The sequence below is a fragment of the Bradyrhizobium sp. YCK136 genome, from assembly GCF_044570075.1.
Classification (GTDB): Bacteria; Pseudomonadota; Alphaproteobacteria; order Rhizobiales; family Xanthobacteraceae; genus Bradyrhizobium; species Bradyrhizobium diazoefficiens.
The window spans coordinates 1,121,006-1,140,528 of sequence record NZ_CP172424.1 but is presented as its reverse complement, the minus strand read 5'-3'; the positions used below and the strand labels follow the sequence as shown (position 1 = coordinate 1,140,528).

The 19,523-nt window shown below is 60.2% G+C and carries 18 protein-coding genes and 2 pseudogenes; 7 read left to right on the top strand and 13 right to left on the bottom strand.

Features of this window, described 5'->3' with window-relative positions; all coding sequences use genetic code 11:
- Positions 1–41: 41 nt before the first annotated feature.
- The 3 genes and pseudogenes from ACFLEY_RS05475 to ACFLEY_RS05465 all read left to right on the top strand — a co-directional run.
- Positions 42–913, top strand: a pseudogene (locus ACFLEY_RS05475) (IS630-like element ISRj1 family transposase); the annotation flags it as partial.
- 139 nt (positions 914–1,052) lie between these two features.
- On the top strand, positions 1,053–2,321 hold the full coding sequence (locus ACFLEY_RS05470; protein ID WP_038952271.1) for an IS256 family transposase: 1,269 nt from the start codon (positions 1,053–1,055) through the stop codon (positions 2,319–2,321).
- A gap of 479 nt (positions 2,322–2,800) precedes the next feature.
- Positions 2,801–3,001, top strand: coding sequence for a hypothetical protein (locus tag ACFLEY_RS05465; RefSeq protein WP_060910180.1), 201 nt, complete (start codon positions 2,801–2,803; stop codon positions 2,999–3,001).
- 18 nt (positions 3,002–3,019) lie between these two features.
- Here the strand turns inward: ACFLEY_RS05465 and ACFLEY_RS05460 are convergent, their stop codons facing one another.
- Positions 3,020–3,163 (bottom strand): hypothetical protein, encoded by a 144-nt coding sequence (locus ACFLEY_RS05460; protein ID WP_171901198.1) that lies wholly within the window; start codon positions 3,161–3,163, stop codon positions 3,020–3,022.
- Positions 3,164–3,326: 163 nt separating this feature from the next.
- Between ACFLEY_RS05460 and ACFLEY_RS05455 the strand changes: the two genes are divergently transcribed.
- Both ACFLEY_RS05455 and ACFLEY_RS05450 read left to right on the top strand, forming a co-directional pair.
- Positions 3,327–3,485, top strand: a complete 159-nt coding sequence (locus tag ACFLEY_RS05455; protein ID WP_171901197.1) for a hypothetical protein — start codon at positions 3,327–3,329, stop codon at positions 3,483–3,485.
- 140 nt (positions 3,486–3,625) lie between these two features.
- A complete protein-coding gene (locus ACFLEY_RS05450) occupies positions 3,626–4,036 on the top strand; it encodes a hypothetical protein (RefSeq protein WP_060910179.1) in 411 nt (136 codons plus the stop codon).
- A 91-nt stretch (positions 4,037–4,127) separates the two neighbouring features.
- Here ACFLEY_RS05450 and ACFLEY_RS05445 read toward each other — a convergent pair whose 3' ends face one another.
- From ACFLEY_RS05445 to ACFLEY_RS05425, 5 genes and pseudogenes are all read right to left on the bottom strand, one after another.
- On the bottom strand, positions 4,128–4,763 hold the full coding sequence (locus ACFLEY_RS05445; protein ID WP_060912869.1) for an isochorismatase family protein: 636 nt from the start codon (positions 4,761–4,763) through the stop codon (positions 4,128–4,130).
- A 294-nt stretch (positions 4,764–5,057) separates the two neighbouring features.
- Positions 5,058–5,327 (bottom strand): annotated as a pseudogene (locus ACFLEY_RS05440) (patatin-like phospholipase family protein); the annotation flags it as partial.
- Between the two features lie 32 nt (positions 5,328–5,359).
- Positions 5,360–6,214 (bottom strand): SDR family oxidoreductase, encoded by an 855-nt coding sequence (locus ACFLEY_RS05435; protein ID WP_060910177.1) that lies wholly within the window; start codon positions 6,212–6,214, stop codon positions 5,360–5,362.
- A 48-nt stretch (positions 6,215–6,262) separates the two neighbouring features.
- Positions 6,263–6,937: a CoA pyrophosphatase gene (locus tag ACFLEY_RS05430; RefSeq protein WP_060910176.1), complete on the bottom strand. Its 675-nt coding sequence runs from the start codon at positions 6,935–6,937 to the stop codon at positions 6,263–6,265.
- Positions 6,937–7,911, bottom strand: coding sequence for a glutathione S-transferase family protein (locus ACFLEY_RS05425; protein ID WP_060910175.1), 975 nt, complete (start codon positions 7,909–7,911; stop codon positions 6,937–6,939). Before ACFLEY_RS05425 ends, ACFLEY_RS05430 begins: the two co-directional genes overlap by 1 nt.
- A 154-nt stretch (positions 7,912–8,065) precedes the next feature.
- On the opposite strand from ACFLEY_RS05425, the gene ACFLEY_RS05420 reads away from it, so the two are divergent.
- Positions 8,066–8,392 (top strand): DoxX family protein, encoded by a 327-nt coding sequence (locus ACFLEY_RS05420; RefSeq protein WP_060910174.1) that lies wholly within the window; start codon positions 8,066–8,068, stop codon positions 8,390–8,392.
- A 47-nt stretch (positions 8,393–8,439) separates the two neighbouring features.
- Complete coding sequence (locus tag ACFLEY_RS05415; RefSeq protein WP_396604551.1) at positions 8,440–10,032, top strand: Na+/H+ antiporter; 1,593 nt, start codon at positions 8,440–8,442, stop codon at positions 10,030–10,032.
- 337 nt (positions 10,033–10,369) lie between these two features.
- Here the strand turns inward: ACFLEY_RS05415 and ACFLEY_RS05410 are convergent, their stop codons facing one another.
- From ACFLEY_RS05410 to ACFLEY_RS05380, 7 genes are all read right to left on the bottom strand, one after another.
- Positions 10,370–10,723: a hypothetical protein gene (locus ACFLEY_RS05410; RefSeq protein WP_129557474.1), complete on the bottom strand. Its 354-nt coding sequence runs from the start codon at positions 10,721–10,723 to the stop codon at positions 10,370–10,372.
- 1,465 nt (positions 10,724–12,188) lie between these two features.
- Positions 12,189–12,974 carry a bifunctional 2-polyprenyl-6-hydroxyphenol methylase/3-demethylubiquinol 3-O-methyltransferase UbiG gene (locus ACFLEY_RS05405; protein ID WP_211434091.1) on the bottom strand — a complete coding sequence of 262 codons (786 nt, stop codon included), beginning with the start codon at positions 12,972–12,974 and terminating at the stop codon, positions 12,189–12,191.
- Positions 12,971–14,422: an ABC transporter ATP-binding protein gene (locus tag ACFLEY_RS05400; protein WP_211434092.1), complete on the bottom strand. Its 1,452-nt coding sequence runs from the start codon at positions 14,420–14,422 to the stop codon at positions 12,971–12,973. The genes ACFLEY_RS05405 and ACFLEY_RS05400 overlap by 4 nt, the downstream gene beginning before the upstream one ends.
- Positions 14,412–15,236 carry an ABC transporter permease gene (locus ACFLEY_RS05395; RefSeq protein WP_161534423.1) on the bottom strand — a complete coding sequence of 275 codons (825 nt, stop codon included), beginning with the start codon at positions 15,234–15,236 and terminating at the stop codon, positions 14,412–14,414. The genes ACFLEY_RS05400 and ACFLEY_RS05395 overlap by 11 nt, the downstream gene beginning before the upstream one ends.
- An 82-nt stretch (positions 15,237–15,318) precedes the next feature.
- Positions 15,319–16,500, bottom strand: coding sequence for a TylF/MycF/NovP-related O-methyltransferase (locus ACFLEY_RS05390; RefSeq protein WP_249163266.1), 1,182 nt, complete (start codon positions 16,498–16,500; stop codon positions 15,319–15,321).
- Positions 16,501–16,731: 231 nt separating this feature from the next.
- Positions 16,732–18,819, bottom strand: coding sequence for a glycosyltransferase (locus ACFLEY_RS05385; protein ID WP_211434093.1), 2,088 nt, complete (start codon positions 18,817–18,819; stop codon positions 16,732–16,734).
- 10 nt (positions 18,820–18,829) lie between these two features.
- Entirely contained in the window at positions 18,830–19,441 is a 612-nt protein-coding gene (locus ACFLEY_RS05380) for a class I SAM-dependent methyltransferase (RefSeq protein ID WP_211434094.1), read from the bottom strand.
- Positions 19,442–19,523 lie beyond the last annotated feature (82 nt).

Below are 19,523 nucleotides of genomic sequence, written 5' to 3'. Positions count from 1 at the left end.
ACCCACTTTTCTTGGAACGTGAGTCGTGATTCAAGGTCGGGATGATACCCGAAGCAAGAGAAGTCCACCTTTCGAGGAAAGATCGCAAGGTGCTTGAGGCGTGCTGTCGCTCACCGGTGACGTTGCAGCGCGATTTGAAGCGGGCGCGGATAGTTCTGTTGGCGGCGGATGGGCGCAGCACCCGGTCGATCGCCAAGGAAGTTGGGGTCCAGCCGCGGATTGTCAGCCTTTGGCGGCATCGCTATGCCGACCATGGCCTTGAAGGGCTGCAAGACAAGCCGCGGCCTGGCAAGCAGCCGATCTATACGAAGACGACCGACAAGCGGATTCTGAAGCTGCTGGATAAGCCGCCACCGCAAGGGTTTGCGCGCTGGACCGGCCCCCTGCTGGCCGAGGCGCTGGGCGATGTCGATGTCCAATATGTCTGGCGGTTCCTGCGCAGCCACAAGATTGACCTGGTGGCTCGCAAGTCCTGGTGCGAGAGCAACGACCCGAACTTTACGGCCAAGCCGCCGATGTTGTCGGCCTCTATGTCGCGCCGCCGGCGAAGGCCATTGTGCTGTGCGTGGACGAGAAGCCCTCGATCCAGGCTTTGGAGCGAGCGCAGGGTTATCTGAAGTTGCCCAATGGCCGCGCCTTGACCGGCCAAAGCCACGATTACAAGCGGCATGGCACCACAACATTGTTTGCGGCGCTCGAAGTCGCCACCGGAAAGATCATCGCGACCCATTCAAAACGCCGGCGCCGCGTCGAGTTTCTCGATTTCATGAACAGCGTCACCGCGGCTTTTCCGAACCGCAAGCTTCACGTCATCCTCGACAACCTCAACACCCATAAAAAGAACGAGGACTGGCTCAAGGCCCACCCCAACGTGCAATTTCATTTCACGCCGACAAGTGCGTCATGGCTCAATTAGGTCGAAGTATGGTTTTCCATCTTGCAGGGGCAGTCGCTCGAGCTATGGCGGAATCTGGGTGATGACGGTGTGAGGAAGGCGGCGTATCGAGGCGGGTGACGAGCCTGCCAGAACCTCTCGAGGAGAGCGATACGCCATGACCGAGACTACCAATGTTCTTGCTTTCCGTCAGCCGTCCGCGGTTGATGATCCACTGACCGATATCGTTCGAGCCGGCGCGCGGGACCTGCTTGCCAGGGCGATCGAGATCGAGGTTGGCGCGTTTCTGGCCAGCACGGCCAATCTGACGCTGCCCGACGGTCGAGCGCGCCTGGTCCGACATGGGCACGGTCCGGTGCGCGAGATTGCGACCGGCATCGGTCCGGTGGAGGTCGCTCGTCCCAAGGTCCGCGACCGCGGAGCGAGCGGGCCAGGCGACCGCCTCCGCTTCAGTTCGGCAATCCTGCCGCTATGGGCGCGGCGGACGAAGAGCCTGGATGCCTTGATCCCGGTCCTCTATTTGCGCGGCATCTCGACCGGCGACTTCCAGGAGGCGCTCTCGGCGCTGCTCGGCAAGGATGCGCCGAACCTGTCGCCTTCGGTGATCGCCGGCCTGAAGGCCGATTGGCAGGTCGAGTACGAACGCTGGCAGAGACGCGATCTGTCGGCGCGTCGCTATGTCTACATCTGGGCCGATGGCGTGTACCTGCAGGCCCGCATGGAAGATCACAGCGAATGCATGCTGGTGCTGATTGGCACCACGCCGGAAGGCAAGAAGGAGCTGATCGGCTTCCAGGTCGGCGTGCGCGAGAGCGCGCAGAGCTGGCGCGAACTCCTGATCGACCTGCGGCAACGCGGGTTACGGATTGCCCCGCAACTCGCCATCGGCGACGGCGCCCTCGGCTTCTGGAAGGCACTGGACGAGGCCTTTCCCGGCACGCGGCACCAACGATGCTGGTGCCATAAAGTGAGCAACGTACTCGACAAGGTCGCCAAATCCGTGCAGGGCCCCATGAAGAACGACCTGCGGAACATCTATCTGGCCCCACACCGGGCCGAAGCTGAAACCGCGATCGACGTCTTCGTCGAGAAATACCACGTCAAATACGGACGTGCGGTGGAGTGCCTGATCAAGGATCGCCATGCGCTGCTCGCCTTCTTCGACTTCCCTGCTGAGCACTGGATCCACCTACGCAGCTCGAACCCGATCGAGAGCGTCTTCGCCACGGTGCGCCACCGAACGGTGCGGACCAAGGGATCGCTGTCGCAACAAACTGCGAAGCTGATGGTGTTCAAGCTCATCGACGCCGCATCGAAGACCTGGCGGCGATTGAAGAGCACGAACCAGTTGCCGAAAGTCATCGCCGGTGTAAAGTTCATCGACGGAATCGAAGTCATTCCGAACACTGAAAGCCACGCCGCCTGATCAGGCCGCGTCACCCAAAATCAGCCATAGCTCGTCGGATCGTTGAGACGGGTCAACGCAACCAACAGACGCCCGTCCTAAGTTGCCACCTGCATAGGTAACAAGCGCCCGGTTTGCTTGAACGCGAAACTACCCCATGGCCGCTCATTTCGCGGGGGGCGAAGAGGACTGTCAGCCCATTTGAGGGCCGCCGGGTCATGCAGCGGGTCGTCGTCGCATCTGGTGCAGACGTAGCGCAGTCGCTCCTCCCGAGCTTCGTCGGCCACAGCTTTCATCGGCTTGCCGCACGTCGGACATGGCCTTCGAACCTGAAAGAGCTCCGCCATCGGATTTGTCCCCAGCCTCACGCAGCTTAGTTCCCGATGTGCGGAGAGCGCAAGCAGATCGAAGGAAGCGTTGTCCGACTGCGACAGATCTCTTGACGGGTGGGGCCATCCGTATTGAAATTCGGCTTTGGGTGATGTTGCGGGGGTGGCGTAGTGGAAGAGTTCTACAGGAGCTTCGCGCAGCGGGCGCGCGATCTGGCCGAGAACGCGGACCCGTTCACCAGGCGACGGCTGCTCGACCTGGCCCAGCGATACGATCTCAGGAGCAGGCCTGGATCCGCAGGCGGCCGGTCCGCCCCGCCGCCGCGCGCCACGCCTCCGACGGTGCTGTTCTCTGGCTCTGGCGAGGCCTGATAGATCCTCGAGCGGACCTCACCGATCGCCCTCTTCGCCTTGGGAGGTGATCTCGGCCGCGCGCCTCTCGCATTCGTCGGCAAGACCGGTGAGACGCTCGACCGTGTCCGGATCGGTGATGGAGGCAACAAGCCTCCGGCACCGTTCGGCCTGGGCCAGCAATTTGGCTCTCTCATTCTCCATGGAAGATAACGACCGCTGCTCACTGCAGTTGCTGGCCGTCTTCGCCAAATCCGCGAGAATCGTGCAGCATGTGAGACCCAGTTCACACGGCGCCAGGGCCCGTCCAGCTACGGTGTCCTCTCCCGTTCTTCGGAAAAGACTGATGTTTGCCAGCTTGGCCAAAGCGCTCTCGCAAGCGTCCCGCGCGGAAGTCGATACCGAGGAGCTGAAGATCATCGCGATCTTCTGCGGTGCCGGCCTGCTGCTGTCGCTAATGTCGGCCATGGTCTTCGGCTTCAGCCTGGGAGGCGGGACGTTCTGAGCCCGGGGTCCAGCGCGTTCTAATCTCGCGCCCGACGGAGAGCCGCCTGCAGCTTCTCGCGCTCGCGCTCCCAGCGCGCGTCCTCGGCCTGAGCGCGCTCCTCGAGCGCGGCCCGCTCGGATATCGCTTACCCTCGCCTCGTGCGCCCGCTTCGCCTTCTCGAGATCGGCCTGCGCCTTGGTGACAGCCTTGTCGCGGCGGGCGCGGTCTCTCTCGCGAGCGGCCTCCTCCTTGCGTCGCTCGGCATCCCGTCGGCGCTGCTCCTTCTCGAAATCCGGCGCGGCTTTGCCGGCGGCCTCGTCGTCGACCTTGGCCGGGCGCTTCGCAGGCTTGGCCTGACTCCGCTTGCGTGGGCGCCGAACAAGCCCGCGACCGTCTGGACCGTCAGTTCCCCGTCCGGGCGATCAACCCACGCGCTTGACCGCTTTCTTCGTCGCTCGCGCTTCGCTGGCGCCGACCAACGTCACACCGCGGCGTCGGCCGCGACCAAATCACAGAGGATGTCCATCGCAGCACTTGCTGGCCAGAAAACCTATACGTTTGAGCGCTAGAAGATGGTGCGTCCTCGCGGGTGCTGCGGAGCAGGCCTGCCCGGACCAGGGTCGCAAGATCTCACCCATATCGTCGGCTAGTCGCCCCGGTTCACTTCGCGGCACTGCCAGTCGTTTGTTTGGCGGCTTCCTGAGCCGTTTGATAACTTTCGATAACCGCCGCATAGTTCGGTGCCACCAGTGCATACAGCTTGGCGAGCTCAGCCGCCTCCGGGCGATTCCAGGTGCGATGAAGCTCCGAGAGCACCGCGTTCGTGGAAGTCGGTATTACGCCTGCTTGGACAAACCGGGCGACGGTGGTGCGGGAGGCCATCTCGCTTGGATCACCCGACGCATCGATCACGGCGTAGACCTTGAATCCCGCCGCATGGGCATCCAGCGCCGGGAACATCACGCAGACGCTGGTCCAGACACCGGCCATGATCAGTGTCTTCTTCCCGGTGGCGCGGACCGTTTTGACAAAGTCCTCGTTATCCCATGCATTGACTTCGCCCTTGCGCGGCACGTAGACCGCGTGTGGGGCAAACTGATGAATTTCCGGCATCAGGGGGCCGTTCGGCCCTTTGGGTTCTGACGCGGTGGTGATCACGGGTATCTTGAGCAGCGCCGCCAGTCTGGCCAGCATGATTGTATTCCTGCGCAGATCTGCCACGTCGATATCCTTCACGGTCTGGAACAGCCCTGACTGGTGATCAAGCAGCAGGATGACCGCGTCGGATGCGTCCATTAGCGCGGCACCACCACCGGTGGGCAACACGCTGGGAGCCCCGGCGCCCGGGATCGTCTGCGCGTAAGATTGCGAGCCGGGTGCCGTCCCAAGCATGACCAGAATTGTCGCAACAACGACATGCAGGAGATAATGCCTGATATTGAACATAGGAGATCTCCCCGATGGCTTTGAACCGTATTCGCTTGTGGTCCGATAACGGAACCTAACGTTGATCCAAGTCAAAGATCAGCCGGCGAATGCTCGCGCGGCGCTGACGCACCGCTTTCGTTCGTCAGTGATTTCGACCAACTTCAGATAGGGGACGCCTAGCGGCGGTGTGCTGGCCGCCTCCCAGAACTCTCGCAGCCGCTCGACGCGCTTTTCCGGAACATTTCCTGCGATCAGAGCGGCATTCACCGCGCCGATCGAGATGCCGGCCACCCAATCCGGAGCGATACCGGCTTGGGCCAACGCTTCATAGACGCCGGCCTGGTAGGCCCCGAGCGCTCCGCCGCCCTGCAACAAGAGCGCTATCCGCTCGAATGGCGGACGCTGTTTCCCTCCGCTAAGTGTCCGCTTCATTTCCGACGTTTTCGTCACGGTTGTCACCTTTGCTAACCGCGGAAGACCGAAGCGTTCTCTTGAACGTACTCGGCGAGGGTTCGCGGTGGCCGGCCTGTGAGTTCGGCGATGGTGTTGGTGATGGTTACGGTTTTCCCACCCGCGCGTTGATAGGCGCCGATGGCGAGAATGCTTTCGATCACTGCAGGCGGAACGCCTTCCCGAACACGGCGCGCCCGAGCTTGCTCTGGAGTCTCATCAACAAACCGGAGCTTTTTGCCGATTGCTGCGCCAATGATCTCCGAGGCTTGCCGATAAGAAATCGCTTCACTTCCCGTAACGACATATGTTTTGCCGAGGTGTCCCGGCTGGGTTAGCGGGACAAAGGCGACTGCGGCCACGTCGCGTGGGTCGACGTAGGGAATTTTGCCGTCACCCGAGGGCGAGTAGATGGCGCCCTCCTTGACGACATACTCAGCTTGAGCAACGAGGTTCGTCATGAAATGGTGAGGCTGGATCATTGTCCACGCCATCCCCGATTTCTTGATCTCCTCTTCGATCTGATAGTGCCATTGCCCGATAGGCGCCTTCGAGTGGTCGGTCGCGGCGAAGGCTGAAATTTTGACGATATGTTTAACCCCGGCAGTGCGGGCTGCAACAATGGCGTTGTGCTGCAACTCCACCATGTCTTCGTAATAGTGTGTGAGGAGAAATAGCTTCTCGATACCCTCGAAAGCCGCGTCCAAGGTTTCTGGTCGAGCCAAATCTCCGACGACCCATGTAATGCCAGGCAGTTCCTTGGCTTTGTCCGGGTTACGGACTAGCGCGCGTGCGGGGACTCCCGCCTGGGACAACAATCGCAGAAGTTCACTGCCGATGAGGCCCGTCCCGCCGGTCACGAGAATCATGGATGTCTCCTTTTGCTGCTTGCGTGAAGTGAAGCCTCGGCTCGAGGATCAGCCGCGGCACACGCGCTCATATAGATTCCGAAGAATGATGGCCGTCGCGCCCCAGATTTTGCGATCACCGAATTGCAAGGTGTAGGACTTAAGCGGGAAGCCGTTCCAATCGAGCGTCTCGTCCCTGTGATTTTGCGGGTCCATCAAGACGGAGAGCGACGCTTCGAAGGAGTCCTCGACCTCGTCGCGGTTCAATCGAAGCGCAAAGCCCGGCAACACGCGTGCGAGTACAGGCAAGATCCGATGACCAAACGGCGTCACGTGAACGTCGAGGTACCCGATCGGTTCGACGAATTCCCTTGAAAGGCCGATTTCCTCCTCGGCTTCGCGCAGCGCGGCTGCCACGGGGCTCTGGTCGCCTGCGTCGATCTTGCCGCCGGGAAACGAAATCTCCCCGCCGTGGTCGTTGAGACGGGAGGTGCGCTCGGTCAACAGGACGCCAAGCTCGTCGTGTTGGACCACGGGCACCAGCACCGCCGCAGGCCTGATCGGTCGTACTGCCGCGATGGCGGCGAGCACGGCAGGATCGGCGCTGTGCACGTCGGCGAGCGCAATGGCATCCGGATCGGTCAGTGCCGCCGGTATATCGAACGTCAACCTCTGCTGGGCGCGGGAATAGAATGCAGATCCAATGCCGGTGAGGCGATCATCGCTATCGGCGCGCTCGGTCATCAACGTTCGCCGCTTGCCGGCGGCGCGAAGTCGATGGCGGGTCCGAGCGGCACCACGCCCGTCGGATTGATGGTCGTGTGGCTCTCATAATAGTGCCGCTTGATGTGGTCGAGGTTGACCGTCGCCGCGATGTTGGGCAGATTGTAGACGTCACGGGTAAAGCGCCAGAGCGCCGGATGGTCGGCGATGCGCCTCAGGTTGCACTTGAAATGCCCGTGGTACACTGCATCGAACCGTACCAGCGTGGTGAACAGCCGGATGTCGGCTTCGGTCAGCCGGTCGCCGGTCAGGAAACGTGATCCCGACAGCAACGCCTCCAGCCAGTCGAGAGCGTCGAACAGCGTCACGACGGCTTCTTCGTAGGCGGCCTGCGAGGTGGCAAAGCCGGCTCGGTATACGCCGTTGTTGACTTCCCTGTAGATGCGCTCGTTGAGCGCGTCTATTTGCTCCCGCAAGGGTGCAGGGTAGTAGTCGCCCGGCACGGCTCCAATGCCGTCGAAGGCACCGTTGAACATGCGGATGATCTCAGCCGATTCGTTGTTGACGATGGTGCGATGCTCCTTGTCCCAAAGGACCGGCACCGTCACACGCCCGGTGTAGTGCGGATCCGCCGCGACATAGATCTGGCTCAGTGTCTCCGCGCCATTGACCGGATCACCCGTCACGCATGGGCCCGGAGTGAAGGTCCAGCCTCGCTCGCGCATGCGCCAGTGAACAACCGAAAATGAGACGGCGTCCTCCAGCCCTTTCAGCCGGCGCATGATCAGCGTCCGGTGCGCCCATGGACAGGCCAGGCTGACATAAAGGTGATAGCGGCCCCGTTCAGCAGGGAAGCCGCCCGTGCCGGTCGGACCAGGCGAGCCATCGGGCGTCACCCAGTTGCGGAAGGCGCTCGCCTTTCGTTCAAAGCGGCCGCCGGTACTCGTCGTATCGTACCAGATGTCTTGCCATACCCCGTCGACGAGCATGCCCATTTCGCGTCTCTTCTGGCTTGGTCGGGACTTTCTGCCGCGCTGGATTTCGAGCCGTATCCGGGTGCACCCATTGGTGCAACTTGCCTTGATCTAGATCAAGAAGGTTGCGGAGCTACGGTCCCACTTTTGCCGAACGCGATAGGAGGGACGCGCCATGATCAACCTTGAAAAGCATGGTGATTATGCGGCGCTCGTCGGCCGCGTACTGTACGCATCGATGTTTCTGCTGTTCGGCTGGGGCAAGCTAACCGCCTTTGCCGGTACGACGAGCTACATGAGCTCGCTTGGCCTTCCCGCACCCGCGCTGTTTACTTTGCTGGCCATCATCATAGAGATTGCCGGTGGTTTGCTGATGTTGGTTGGTTATCAGACCCGGTTCGTCGCTCTCGGGCTGGCGATCTACGTCCTGGTTTCCGCATTTATCGGGCACTTACAGACCCCATTCGATTTTCGTGGGCATGGGCGACTGCATCGTGCCTAACCCCTGCCGTCCCCCAGGCCGCGGTTCTGAAGACGGACACGCTCGCGATGAACCCAGCCGAGACCTTCCAGACCGTCCTGCTCCTACTGATGATCGCCGTCGTGCTCGATACGGTGGCCCGTCGCCTGCACCTGCCGTCTGCGTCGGTACTGGTGCTGGCTGGAATCGTTCTGGCTCTCGTTCCCGGTCTTCCCGAAGTGGAGTTCGATCCGGACTTCGTCATGGTCCTCTTTCTGCCGCCGCTTCTGCTCTCGGCGGCCTATTTCACGGTGTGGCCGGATTTTCGGGCCAATCTCAGAATAATCCTGCAGTTGGCCATTGGCGCCGTCGTTGTGACGACGCTGGCGGTCGGCATCGTTACGCACGTCTTCTTCCCGGCATTGCCGTGGGCCGCGTGTTTCGCACTTGGCGCGATCGTTTCGCCGCCGGACGCCGTCGCCGCCCGTGCCGTGATGGAGCATCTCAACGTCCCGCCGCGCATCGCGGTGCTTCTGGAAGGCGAAAGCCTCATCAACGATGCCTCCGGCCTCGTCCTGTTTCGCTTCGCGGTCGCTGCGGCGTTGACTGGCGCCTTCAGCGCATGGGGAGCCGCGGGCAGCTTTGTTTACGTCTCGGCCATGGGCATCGGGATCGGTCTTGCGCTTGGCTGGATATGCGCCTTCGTCGCGGGAAGATTGACCGATGCCCGGCTCGCCGTGGTCTGGACCTTCCTCTCCGCCTGGGCCGCCTACCTGGTCGCAGAGCGACTTCACGTGTCGGGCGTACTTTCGACGGTTGCGTGCGGATTGGTCCTCGGACGTCTGCAACATCAGGCCTTGAGCGCGGCCTCGCGCGTCCAGGCGCTCGCGGTCTGGTCCGTCGCCACCTCCGTGATGGAGGCGCTGGTCTTCGTGCTCGTAGGATTGGAGCTTCGTGGCGTCCTGCACCGGTTCGGCTCGGATTGGGGCACCGTGCGTGCGCTCATGCCCGCGGCCGCAGCGATCTTTGCGGTGCTCGTGCTCGCGCGGTTCGCCTGGATTTTTCCGACCGCCTACATTCCGCGGGCGTTGATCCCGTCGCTCCGGGCACGGGATCCGTATCCGCCGTTCGCCGTTCCGTTGGTGATGAGCTGGGCCGGAATGCGTGGGGTCGTCAGTCTCGCGGCCGCATTGTCGTTGCCGGAGCATTTTCCCGGCCGCTATATCATCCTGTTTGTGACCTTTTGCGTCGTCGCCGCGACCATCGTCGCGCTCGGGCTGACGCTTGGTCCGGTGGCGAAGACGCTGGCAGGGAAGGAGTTCCTGCTCCGCGGAGAGGAGACGCTGTCCGAAGAGGTTGCCAGGGCCGAAATTGCGCGAGCCCAGTTCGATGCCATCCGTTCGCATTCTCTCGACGCCGAGGGGAGGCACGCGCACCCGCGCCTTGTCGAACAGTACGGGCATCGCCTCGCAGTAACCGAGGACCACGCTCTCACCAAGGGGGCTCACAAGGAGCAGCGACTAGAGCACTACCGAGCCGTCCTGATCGCCGTGGAAGCCGGCCGCAAGAAGCTCCTCGAACTCTTCAATTCCGGGCGCATCCACGATAGCGTCATGCACAAACTGGAAGCCGAGCTCGACCAGGAGGAGCTTTTTGCTATTCGGGTGGTCGAGGCCATTTAGCGAATCCCCGGAGACATACGGACGTCTGGGAGCATTCGGTAAGAGGGGCACGAACTCCGGCCGCGCCCGGCACCCACCCCCACCGGCCAACATCATGACGCCGGCCGCACTGACGCTGCGTCATGCACCGATCGCCGATTGTGCCCGCTACGACAACCTCCGGAGGACCATCTGATGGAACGAACCCAAATCTTCGACCTCACGGGCGAACTCAAGCTCTAGGGCATGAAAGATCACGCCCGCCCTGCCGCATCCGAACCGAGCCAGGCGCCAGTGGAGACTACAGTTGGCCTTACCACTGATCGCCGCTGCGCTGCTCGTCACCGCAAAGCCGGCGTCATTCCGGCGGCTTAACGCGATTCTTCAGAAACTGGTCGACCGCCTGCAGCAGCAGAACATGCATCTTGGTCCTCTCCCGATGCGCGATACGAGTCGCGTCGTAAGTCGCAGGCTCCAGATAGAGCGACATCTGGCGCGCTCGTTCCTTCAGCGTGCCCACACGCTGTGACGAGGCCGGCGCCATGGCGCTGCCAAGATCGGTAGGCACCTGCCGGAGTGATTGCCGCCCGGCCTGGGCGGCGCCGGCCGCCGGCACCTTACCATCGAAGCCACCACGTTCGGATGTGGGACCCGGCGCAAGTGCCGGCGCGTCAGCAATGAGATCTGTAAGAAGGTTCTTCCGTGTCGCCACCTCGCCTCTCCTTGTCCAAGGCCCTGGATCCTGTGACCCCGTGATCCCGTGACCACCCCGTGATCTGGTGATCCCGTGATCGATTGATCCTGCGGTCACAGGAAATATGGACCGCGAAGCTTAACGCTGTTGTGCGGGTGGGATCGGCGCCGCCAGCCCGTTCGACACGTCTCTGACTGCCCCGAAATAGGCCGAGATTACGCCCCGAATCGCCGAACGGGGTGGTACACGGCGGTGGTCACAAATCACGGCCGGGCTATTTGGGAATCCTTGTTTTACGGCAGTTCTAGCGAAATCGCGGCCCATGGGGTGGGAGTCCCACTCTCTCCGCCATATGACATTGAATTTATTAAAGTTTTTTAACTTTCATAGAGCCTGACCCCCGGATCAACCCCCAGTCCGGCGGCCTATCTGAGCCCGCAGCCAAGGCTTGGGTCAACGGAAAACTCGCGCAGAGCGGCCTCCCGCGGGCGAACAAACCATGGCACATCTTGAGGGTGGGCCTAGGCTAGCTGCTGGCACCGCCTCGGCTGGCGTCGGCCAAGTTTCAGATATTTCGGATGTTCCTACGCGCGGCAGTCGGAGACTCCCTCCCTTTGAGGCAATGACGCCAGGCGGCCCATCAACAAGGTAGTTGTACATCTTCGCAAGGAGAGGTCTCCAAATGTCGCGGAGCTGAAACGGAACATCTCCGAAATCCTCTGCAAGCTTCTGGATTTGAGGGATCAATTCGTAGCGGGTCGCCCTATAGACGTAAGAGCGGCTTGCCTCGAACGGCATCGTCATGGCGCGAAATCTCGATTGATGCGACAACCAGCATACACACTCGCCCCAGTTAAGCGAACGCATTTGAGGCAGCACCTGAGCGGCTGCAGCCTTGGAAACCGCTGCCGTAAGTCGGGCGGCGGGCCGCGCCCTTTATGCCGAGCAGTTTGAAGCCGGGGTGGGGAGGGGTCTGCAAAAAAGGGGCCCGGGATACAGTCTGTGATTGAATTTCAGCTTAACCCACGAGTGGTGCTAGCCAACGACCTTGCTGAAATTGATCACCTCGCACCCGTCGCGCCGGGTATAAGCGTAGCCCATAACTAAAAGTAAAAGCGTTGAGGGGCGCCGGGTAAGAAGCGGTGGTTTTCGTCTAAGCCACCCGCAGCGAAGTGCCGATCTTTCCATTTGTAGAACGTGAAGTTAAATCCTTGGGGGTCGAGATCGAAGGAATAAAACCCCTGCTCGGACCGGTATTCCGAAGCGCTAGGACAGCAGAAGAATAGCGTCTGATGATTGTTGTTCCCTGTTAGAGCGCATGGGCCAAACCGTGGCACCCAAAACTCTTTATGATCGTGCCCAAATAGAACAAGATGCATCCCTGCTCGCACGCAGGGGCGGACGAACTCTTCATTGTTTGTTCAACGAGCCGACGCTGGCGATAGGTTCACCAGGGCTCAAGGCTCGGTTGGCTTTCTGGCAATCAGCCCCGATCTCGTGGCTCGAGGTAAGCGGCGACCATGATGCGTTTGCCTGTGGCGAGTTGCTGGTAGGCCCCGGGTGGCGGAACGAGAATCCGAACATCCTGGAAGCCCAGCCGGCTGAGCGTCCAGCACAGTCCTTTCGGGGACGGATAGAACACGATATCGCTCGCGCTTCCGTCTATGTTGTCGGGGTTTCCTGCAAAGATACCCCAGTACCCGTGCATGTAGTTGGTTGCCGTCCAATCACCTGAGTCGATGCGGCCTTCAAGGTCCAGAATGGTGCACTGGGTCTCGATCAGAAGCACCTTGCGCGTCATCTCGCGGCAGCGGCGCAACACGCCTATCGGGTTCTCAAGATTATACATAAGGCCAAAGTTGATGACGATGTCAGCCGGCTCGAACTTTCCTGCCGGCATTGTCTCTACGTTGTCCTGGACGAACTTGACGTGATCAGCGCCAAGGCACTCCGCCATCAGCTTAGCGCTTTCGACATGCCTGGCCTGGTACTCGATGCCAAGGACGGATTTGCAGTGCTTCGCCAGTTCAAGAGAAAACCATCCCTGGTGAGACGCAACGTCGATTGCCGAAAGAGAGTTCAGATATTTCTCGAACAGCGGCTCCAGCTCGGCGAGCATCATATCGCGACGGGTGCGGTGGATGTGCTCGACCACTTCGGGAATGTAGAGCTTCGTCCGGCGACCGGATGGCAGCGCAAAATCGTAGAACCACTCCTGAGAGAGAATGCGCTCTTCCAGGGACGAATCTTGCATAGGACCTGAACTCATATCAATTCGCCTCCTGCAGCCGGGACCATCTGGGTCAAAGACATTTCGGCCATTTCCATCGCGATCATCACGCCATTTCGGAAGGGGGAGTGGACGTCGAAGAAAATGGCATCATGCAGCCAGTGATGCTGCACATGCTCTTCGGGAGTGCCCGACGCGAGCGCCAACGTGATCGAGTATCGGCCTGTGCCAAGGTTGGGTAGTCGGAACCCAAAACGAGCCTCCAGCCGGTCGCCTGGTCGGCACAACAGCGGTGCTGATGCATAGCGGAGAAAGGTATTGTCCCCGAGCAGGGGCTGGCCGAGCCGATCCTTGATGATGAAGCCGGCGATGGGAGCATAGGTCTCGGCTTTGATGTTGATGCGGGCGGTAATCAGCAGATGCTCACCACCCTCGATCCAGCTTGGCCGCTGCCCGTCGGGATGGGTAAGAGAGACCTCGTAGATTTCGGCCTGGCCGCTGCCAAAGCTGGCGCTTTCCGTCAGTGCGTTGAAAACGGCCGCGCTGTGATTTTCCGGCGGCAAGGGCAGAGCCACTTTCGGCCGTCGGACGGATGGGGCGTCAGCCTCGATAGGACTGGGGTCCGGTGCGGTCGGCTGTCCGTCATTTTCCGCTGCCAATGGCTTGACTGGGGGCATGGCAGGATCGGCGCTTCCTGTCGCCTGGCTCATGATCGAGGCGGAATAAGCCTCGCACACGTCCTTCGCGGTCCCTTCAAGGACCAGGTTTCCCTTATCGATCCAGATGGCACGATCGCAGAGGCTCATGACTGCACCCGTGTCGTGCCCGCAGAAAAGGATCGTGCCTCGTTCGCGGAACCGACGAAGCCAGCGCAGACATTTCTGGGAGAAATAGGCATCTCCAACCGCGAGGGCTTCGTCGATGATCAGGATCTCGGCGTCGACATGCGCGATTACGGCGAACGCGAGACGCATGACCATGCCCGTCGAGTAGGTCTTGACGGGCTGATCAACAAATTCGCCTATCTCCGCAAACGCCAAAATGTCATCTAGACGCGCCTCGGCTTCCTCCCGCTTTAGGCCCAGGATGTTCGCGTTGAGAAACACATTTTCGCGTCCCGTGAACTCGGGATTGAAGCCGGAGCCAAGTTCAAGAATGGCCGCTACCTTTCCGTGGACGGAGCTGGTGCCTCCTGTTGGAGTGAGCGTGCCGCACACGAGCTTGAGGAGAGTCGATTTCCCCGAGCCGTTGCGCCCGATGATGGCAATGCTCTCGCCGCGCTTCACTCGAAAGGATACGTCCCGGAGCGCCCAGAACTTCGTGAAGTAGGACCGCTCTCGCAGCGAGATGCCGAGCAGGCTGGCGAGAGGCTGCACAACGCTCTGCGCTCTGGGCACGAGCGCCTGCCACAGGCGGTACACTGGATCGGCGTAGATCAGATACGCCTTTGACAGCCCTTCGACGACAATTGCTTCATCAGAGGACATCGGAAAAGCCCGGCCGTAGTCGTTGGAAGACCCAAAACGCGAATGCAAGCGCCGCGGATGCCCACGCCAGAAATAGTCCTAATCGAAGGAAGTCAGGCGAGTGTCCATAAAGAACGACCGCACGGGCTTGTTCCACTGCCAGGGTCAGCGGGTTTACGGTGACCAGCCACCGGATTTTCTCTGGCACGGATTCGAGCGGGTAGAAGATAGGCGTCAGGAAAAGGCTGGCGGTCACCAATAAGCCAAGCATCTGGGAGATGTCGCGAACGTAGGTGCCGAGCGCAGCAAAGAGGAAGACGAGAGCGATCACGAAAATCAGGAACGGGAGCAACACAAGGGGTAGTAGCATGACCGTCGGATGGAAGCTGCCGTTTAGCAGGGTGTTTCCGACGAGCACGATAGCAAGTCCGATCGCGGCATTGATGAGCGCCGTGCCCACGGCCACCACGGGCAAAATCTCGAGCGGAAAGACCACGCGCGTGACGTAGTTGGCATTGCCGACAATGAGAGAAGGCGCCCGGGAGACCGCTTCAGCGAAAATCGTATGAACGATCATTCCTGTTAGAAAGATGATGGCATAACCGCTCGTGCCGAGGTCTTCGGCACCTCCCGCCCACCGAGAGCGAAATACGACCGAGAAGACAAAGGTAAACACCATTGCCGTCAGCAGCGGTGTTGCAATTGCCCAGACCGTTCCGAGAATGTGGCCTCGAAAGCGCGCCTCGAACTCCCGCGACACCAGTCGTCCGATGAGGGTGCGGTGCTCCAGGGTGGATCGCCAAAGGTACAAGAGCGAGGTCGGATGCTGTGTCATAGGGTGGCGCCCGGGAAAGGCATGACCGAAGAATGAAGCGGACAGAGGTGGCTCACCTCAACCGCCTGTGATGAGCGCACAATCATGGGAGGGCCCCCCGAGATGCGGGGACCTGCCACCATACGGCCGCCCCATCAACGGCGTTCAATGGAGCGTCGATCCTGTGGGTGGACCGAAAGTTATCGACAGCCTGGGCGCAGTTCTTCAGGATGTAGTCGTCGATGATAACAAAGCCGCCTGGCGAGACCTTATGGTAGAGTGCATTCAGAGCCTGAATGGTGCTTTCGTACATGTCACCGTCCAGCCGCAGGACTGCGATCTTTTCGATCGGGGCGGTCGGCAGTGAATCCTTGAACCACCCTTCGACAAACACCACGTTTTCGTCGAGCAGCCCGTAACGTCGGAAATTCCGCTCTACCTCCTCGCGGCTGATGCTGAGTGCGGCAAACGTGGAGTGCGGATCGTTAGCATCGGCGGGATAGTTCTCTGGATCTGGCGGAGGCAGTCCGCGAAAGCTATCCGCCACGAAAACCCGTCGGGTCGACTGATGATGTGCCATCAGGATGGCGCGCGCGTAAATGCATGTGCCACCACGCCATACCCCTGTTTCGATGAAATCTCCGGGGATCTTTTCGGCGATTGCGCGTTCAAGCAGCATGCGAACATTACGCAAGCGAGCCACGCCAATCATAGTTTCGGCTGTGGCGGGCCAGTCATATCCAACTGCTCGGCGAATCTCTTCCTGCTGCGCTGTTCCTGTGCCAGAAATGGCCGCATCACCGTGGAGGGTGCCGGTAAGGACCTTTTCGAGCAGGGTGAGGTAAAGGTCGATCGCAAGGGCGCCGGTTTCGGGTCGCGCGATCAGCCGTTTCAGCGATGCAACCGCCTCATCCTGGCGACTGCCGACGGCAAGCAGATTTGCTCCGAGCAACTGAAGCGACTCGGAGATTGCCGCCCGCGTGTCCGTGATCTGGCTGGAAATCACCGTAGCTCGAGAGGCGTCCGCCGATGCATGCTCTTCAGCGCGATGAAGAAGCGAAGATTGAACGGCGTCGAGGACGCGAGGAATGTCCGCGGCCGCGCTCTCAATATGCTCCGAAATCCTCGTGGCCCGTTCATCCATTTGCGCAAGCCTGGCATTCCACGCATCGAAATTGCGTTGAAGAGACGCGTCCGCTTCGGAAAGCCTGGATAGAATTGCGTCATGCTGAACTTGCAGCGTCCCATTCCACGCATCAAAGTTGCGTTCAAGAGACGCGTCCATTCCGGTAAGCCTGGATAGAATTGCGTCATGCTGAACTTGTAGCGTCCCATTCCACGCATCCACGTGTCGTTGGAGAGTCTGGCCCACAGCAGAAAGTCCCGCTGAAATTTCGCGATTCTGGATGTGAAGGGTCGCAAGGCGACCTCTCGTTTCTCCGCCAAATGCGCTCGCCAGCCAGTTCCGAATTCGGTTATGTAACGCCATTCATATGGCCTTCTTTATTTTGGTCACCTACGCAACGGTGCGGTAGCGCACCGAGAGCCTGTGCCAGAGTCGCCTTGCGAGTGCTTTCATGCTTTCGGGCAGTCTACGACCTGCGCGTCGCACAAGGCGCTTGATCTTGATAACTGCAGTCACGGGACGTTCGATCGGCAGCGCGACTGGCACCGGGCTTTCGAAAGCCGTCGGCGCAACCTCCGTCTCGACAGGTGGGGCGACGACGGCTGGTTGCTTAATCTCGTCCGCTAAGGCACGAGATCTCGCTTCATAAGCTGCGCGCTCTGCCATCACAGCCGCCGCCAAGGTCTCCGCGCGCTCCGCAACCAGCGCCGTAACCAACTGTGAGACTCCTTTAAGCTCTTCAATCGCCGCAGCACTGCGTGGATCGGGCTCCTTTGCCTGAAGTTCGGCCAGCTCTTGTATCGAATTGCGAATCGCGTCCTTCGCGAGCCGCGTCGTATGCCGCGAGGCTCCGATGAAGCCTCGCTGTCCGAGGTTTACCGCCAGCTCGAGGAGCGCTACTGCAGCAGGCTTGGATGATGATCGGCGCAGTTCTTCCGGGGTCAGATTGCCTGCGAAACGACCGAGCAGCTCATTGCACTCCGTGAGCACAATGTCCTTCATGCGATTTGTACCCTGACCTTCGTGGCCACGGGCAAACACTCCGGCGGCCGGCAAATGGACGAATCGGTGCCGGGACGCAAGGCGGAACCATAGATCATAGTCCTGGGTGGTCCGCAGCGTCTCATCGAACAGGCCGGACCTATCGAACGCGGCTTTGGGCACCAGCAATGTGCAGCCGTGGAGGATGTTCTGCTCCGTAATGAAATAGCGGAAGTCTTCCGGCGCGACGTGAGGCATCCGCATCAAAGCGGCGTTCTCGACGGAACTAGTGAACACCGAGTAATCGCCGTAAACGATGCAGTTGAAAGGATCGGGCTGCTCTGCAAGAAATTCAACCTGGCTGGCGACCTTATCGGCGGAATAGAGATCATCGTGGCTGAGCCAGGCGAACAGTTCGCCCGACATTTCACGGATGCCACGGTTTAGCGCAGAGGCCACGCCGCCATTCGGCTTGCGCACGTAATGGATGCGTTTGCCGTAGCTCAGCGCGATGGCTTCAGTCGCTCCGTCATCATTTGAGCCGTCATTGACGACGACAATTTCGATATTGGGATACGTCTGCCTTATGGCGCTATCGATCGCTTCCCGGAGGAAGTCGGCGCCGTTGTAGACCGGAATGACGATGGAGACTTTTGGCTGGAAGTAGAGCGCGGCTTTGTCGGAGAGGGCCTTGCCGGCTGGAGCAAAGCGGGGGTCGGTTGCCATCGCAAATCCATAGTGCTTGTAAAGTCGCCTTGCGCCGGCCTCCAGAATGCCAGGAGGAATGTCACTGTCCTCTGTCATGACCTTGGACACGTACTGGTTAACAGCGGCGGCCAATGTTTCGGGATCCTGGCTACCGAGAATGTTGCCTGAGTGAGTGCGCACCAGACAGGTCACTTCGTCGATAGCTCCGAACAGGTGATGCTTGGCGATTCGCCGCCACAAATCCGTGTCCTCAAAGCGATGCATTGCTTCATCGAAGACCCCGGTCTCGTCTAACACCACACGGCGCACCATCACGGTGGGGAGTGTGATGGTCACGGGCTGGAAGAATGCGATGTCGGGGTAGATGTTTCCGGAAACCGAGGCGCGATAGACGAAGTTCAGGCTGTCTCCGTTGTCACCGATGCACGAGGCAGAGGTGTAGACGGCAGCATAATCCGGGTGCTCGTCAAGGAACTGCACCTGCTTCGCCAGTTTTGTCGGAAGATAAAGGTCATCGGAGTCCTGGAACGCAATGTAATCTCCGCGCGCATGATGCAAAGCGAAGTTGCGCGCGCTGGAGCGACCTTTGTTCGGCTGTGAGAAGCACCTCAAGCGCGGGTCATCAAAGCTGCCAAGAACCGCTGGCGTATCATCGGTCGAACCATCGTCGACGACGATCAATTCGAAATCCCGGTATGTCTGATCTAGCACGCTCGCAATTGCGTATCTGACCAGGTCGGCGCGATTGTAGGTGGGCAGTATGACTGAAACACGGGGGGATTGTGACATTCAGAGCGCCTCAAATTGGCAGAACTTCCGGCAGGTCGGCGATCCGCCAGAGCCCGAGGCTCTTGTCGGACCAGTGGCCATCCCACTCGGTGCAATTTTCATTGATGATGCGTATTGGCTTCGGGAAATTGAATGGGGGCAGCGACAGGTTCAGAGGTCTCCATTCTCCGGTTTCGATCTGAGCGTTTTCGGGTCGCAGCGGAAACGTCGTCGTGAGGATGTAGCCCGACCCACTGGCGCGAAGATTGCCGTAAGCCGATCGAATGTGCTCAAACGAAAAATGGACAAGTAAATCGCGACAAAGGATCAGATCGACTTTCGGAATTTGCTCCTGGGCCACGTCATGCACGATGAATCGACGGTGATCATTGCCATACCTCGTCTGGTTGGCGGCAATCAGTTCGGGAACGATGTCCGCGCCAATGTAGTCGATTCCAAGATCGACGAAGCGCATCCAATTGAAGTCGCCGCAAGGCAAGTCCAGCATTGAGCGCGCGCCCACCATGGCGATGATTTCGGGTATCACGGCCCGGATGGTGGTCGTCTGGGATAGCTCCCCGCCTTCCCCGGAGCGAGAGTCAGCGCTGCCCCATTTGTTTTCGTGGAAGATACGATCAAACACGTCCCTCAATGCAGTTCCCCCCGCCTTGCCTAGGATTTCAGCCGATTACCCAAAATCGACAGCTAACGCAACGGTTTGGTGT

Bases quoted from the DNA above. Each gene is read 5' to 3' on its own strand.
- ACFLEY_RS05470 (WP_038952271.1), top strand. From the start codon at position 1,053: ATGACCGAGACTACCAATGTTCTTGCTTTCCGTCAGCCGTCCGCGGTT.
- ACFLEY_RS05455 (WP_171901197.1), top strand. From the start codon at position 3,327: ATGTTTGCCAGCTTGGCCAAAGCGCTCTCGCAAGCGTCCCGCGCGGAA.
- ACFLEY_RS05445 (WP_060912869.1), bottom strand. From the start codon at position 4,763: ATGGACGCATCCGACGCGGTCATCCTGCTGCTTGATCACCAGTCAGGG.
- ACFLEY_RS05435 (WP_060910177.1), bottom strand. From the start codon at position 6,214: ATGATTCTCGTGACCGGCGGGACGGGCCTCATCGGCAGTGAACTTCTG.
- ACFLEY_RS05430 (WP_060910176.1), bottom strand. From the start codon at position 6,937: ATGACCGAGCGCGCCGATAGCGATGATCGCCTCACCGGCATTGGATCT.
- ACFLEY_RS05425 (WP_060910175.1), bottom strand. From the start codon at position 7,911: ATGGGCATGCTCGTCGACGGGGTATGGCAAGACATCTGGTACGATACG.
- ACFLEY_RS05420 (WP_060910174.1), top strand. From the start codon at position 8,066: ATGATCAACCTTGAAAAGCATGGTGATTATGCGGCGCTCGTCGGCCGC.
- ACFLEY_RS05415 (WP_396604551.1), top strand. From the start codon at position 8,440: ATGAACCCAGCCGAGACCTTCCAGACCGTCCTGCTCCTACTGATGATC.
- ACFLEY_RS05405 (WP_211434091.1), bottom strand. From the start codon at position 12,974: ATGAGTTCAGGTCCTATGCAAGATTCGTCCCTGGAAGAGCGCATTCTC.
- ACFLEY_RS05400 (WP_211434092.1), bottom strand. From the start codon at position 14,422: ATGTCCTCTGATGAAGCAATTGTCGTCGAAGGGCTGTCAAAGGCGTAT.
- ACFLEY_RS05395 (WP_161534423.1), bottom strand. From the start codon at position 15,236: ATGACACAGCATCCGACCTCGCTCTTGTACCTTTGGCGATCCACCCTG.
- ACFLEY_RS05390 (WP_249163266.1), bottom strand. From the start codon at position 16,500: ATGGACGCGTCTCTTGAACGCAACTTTGATGCGTGGAATGGGACGCTG.
- ACFLEY_RS05385 (WP_211434093.1), bottom strand. From the start codon at position 18,819: ATGTCACAATCCCCCCGTGTTTCAGTCATACTGCCCACCTACAATCGC.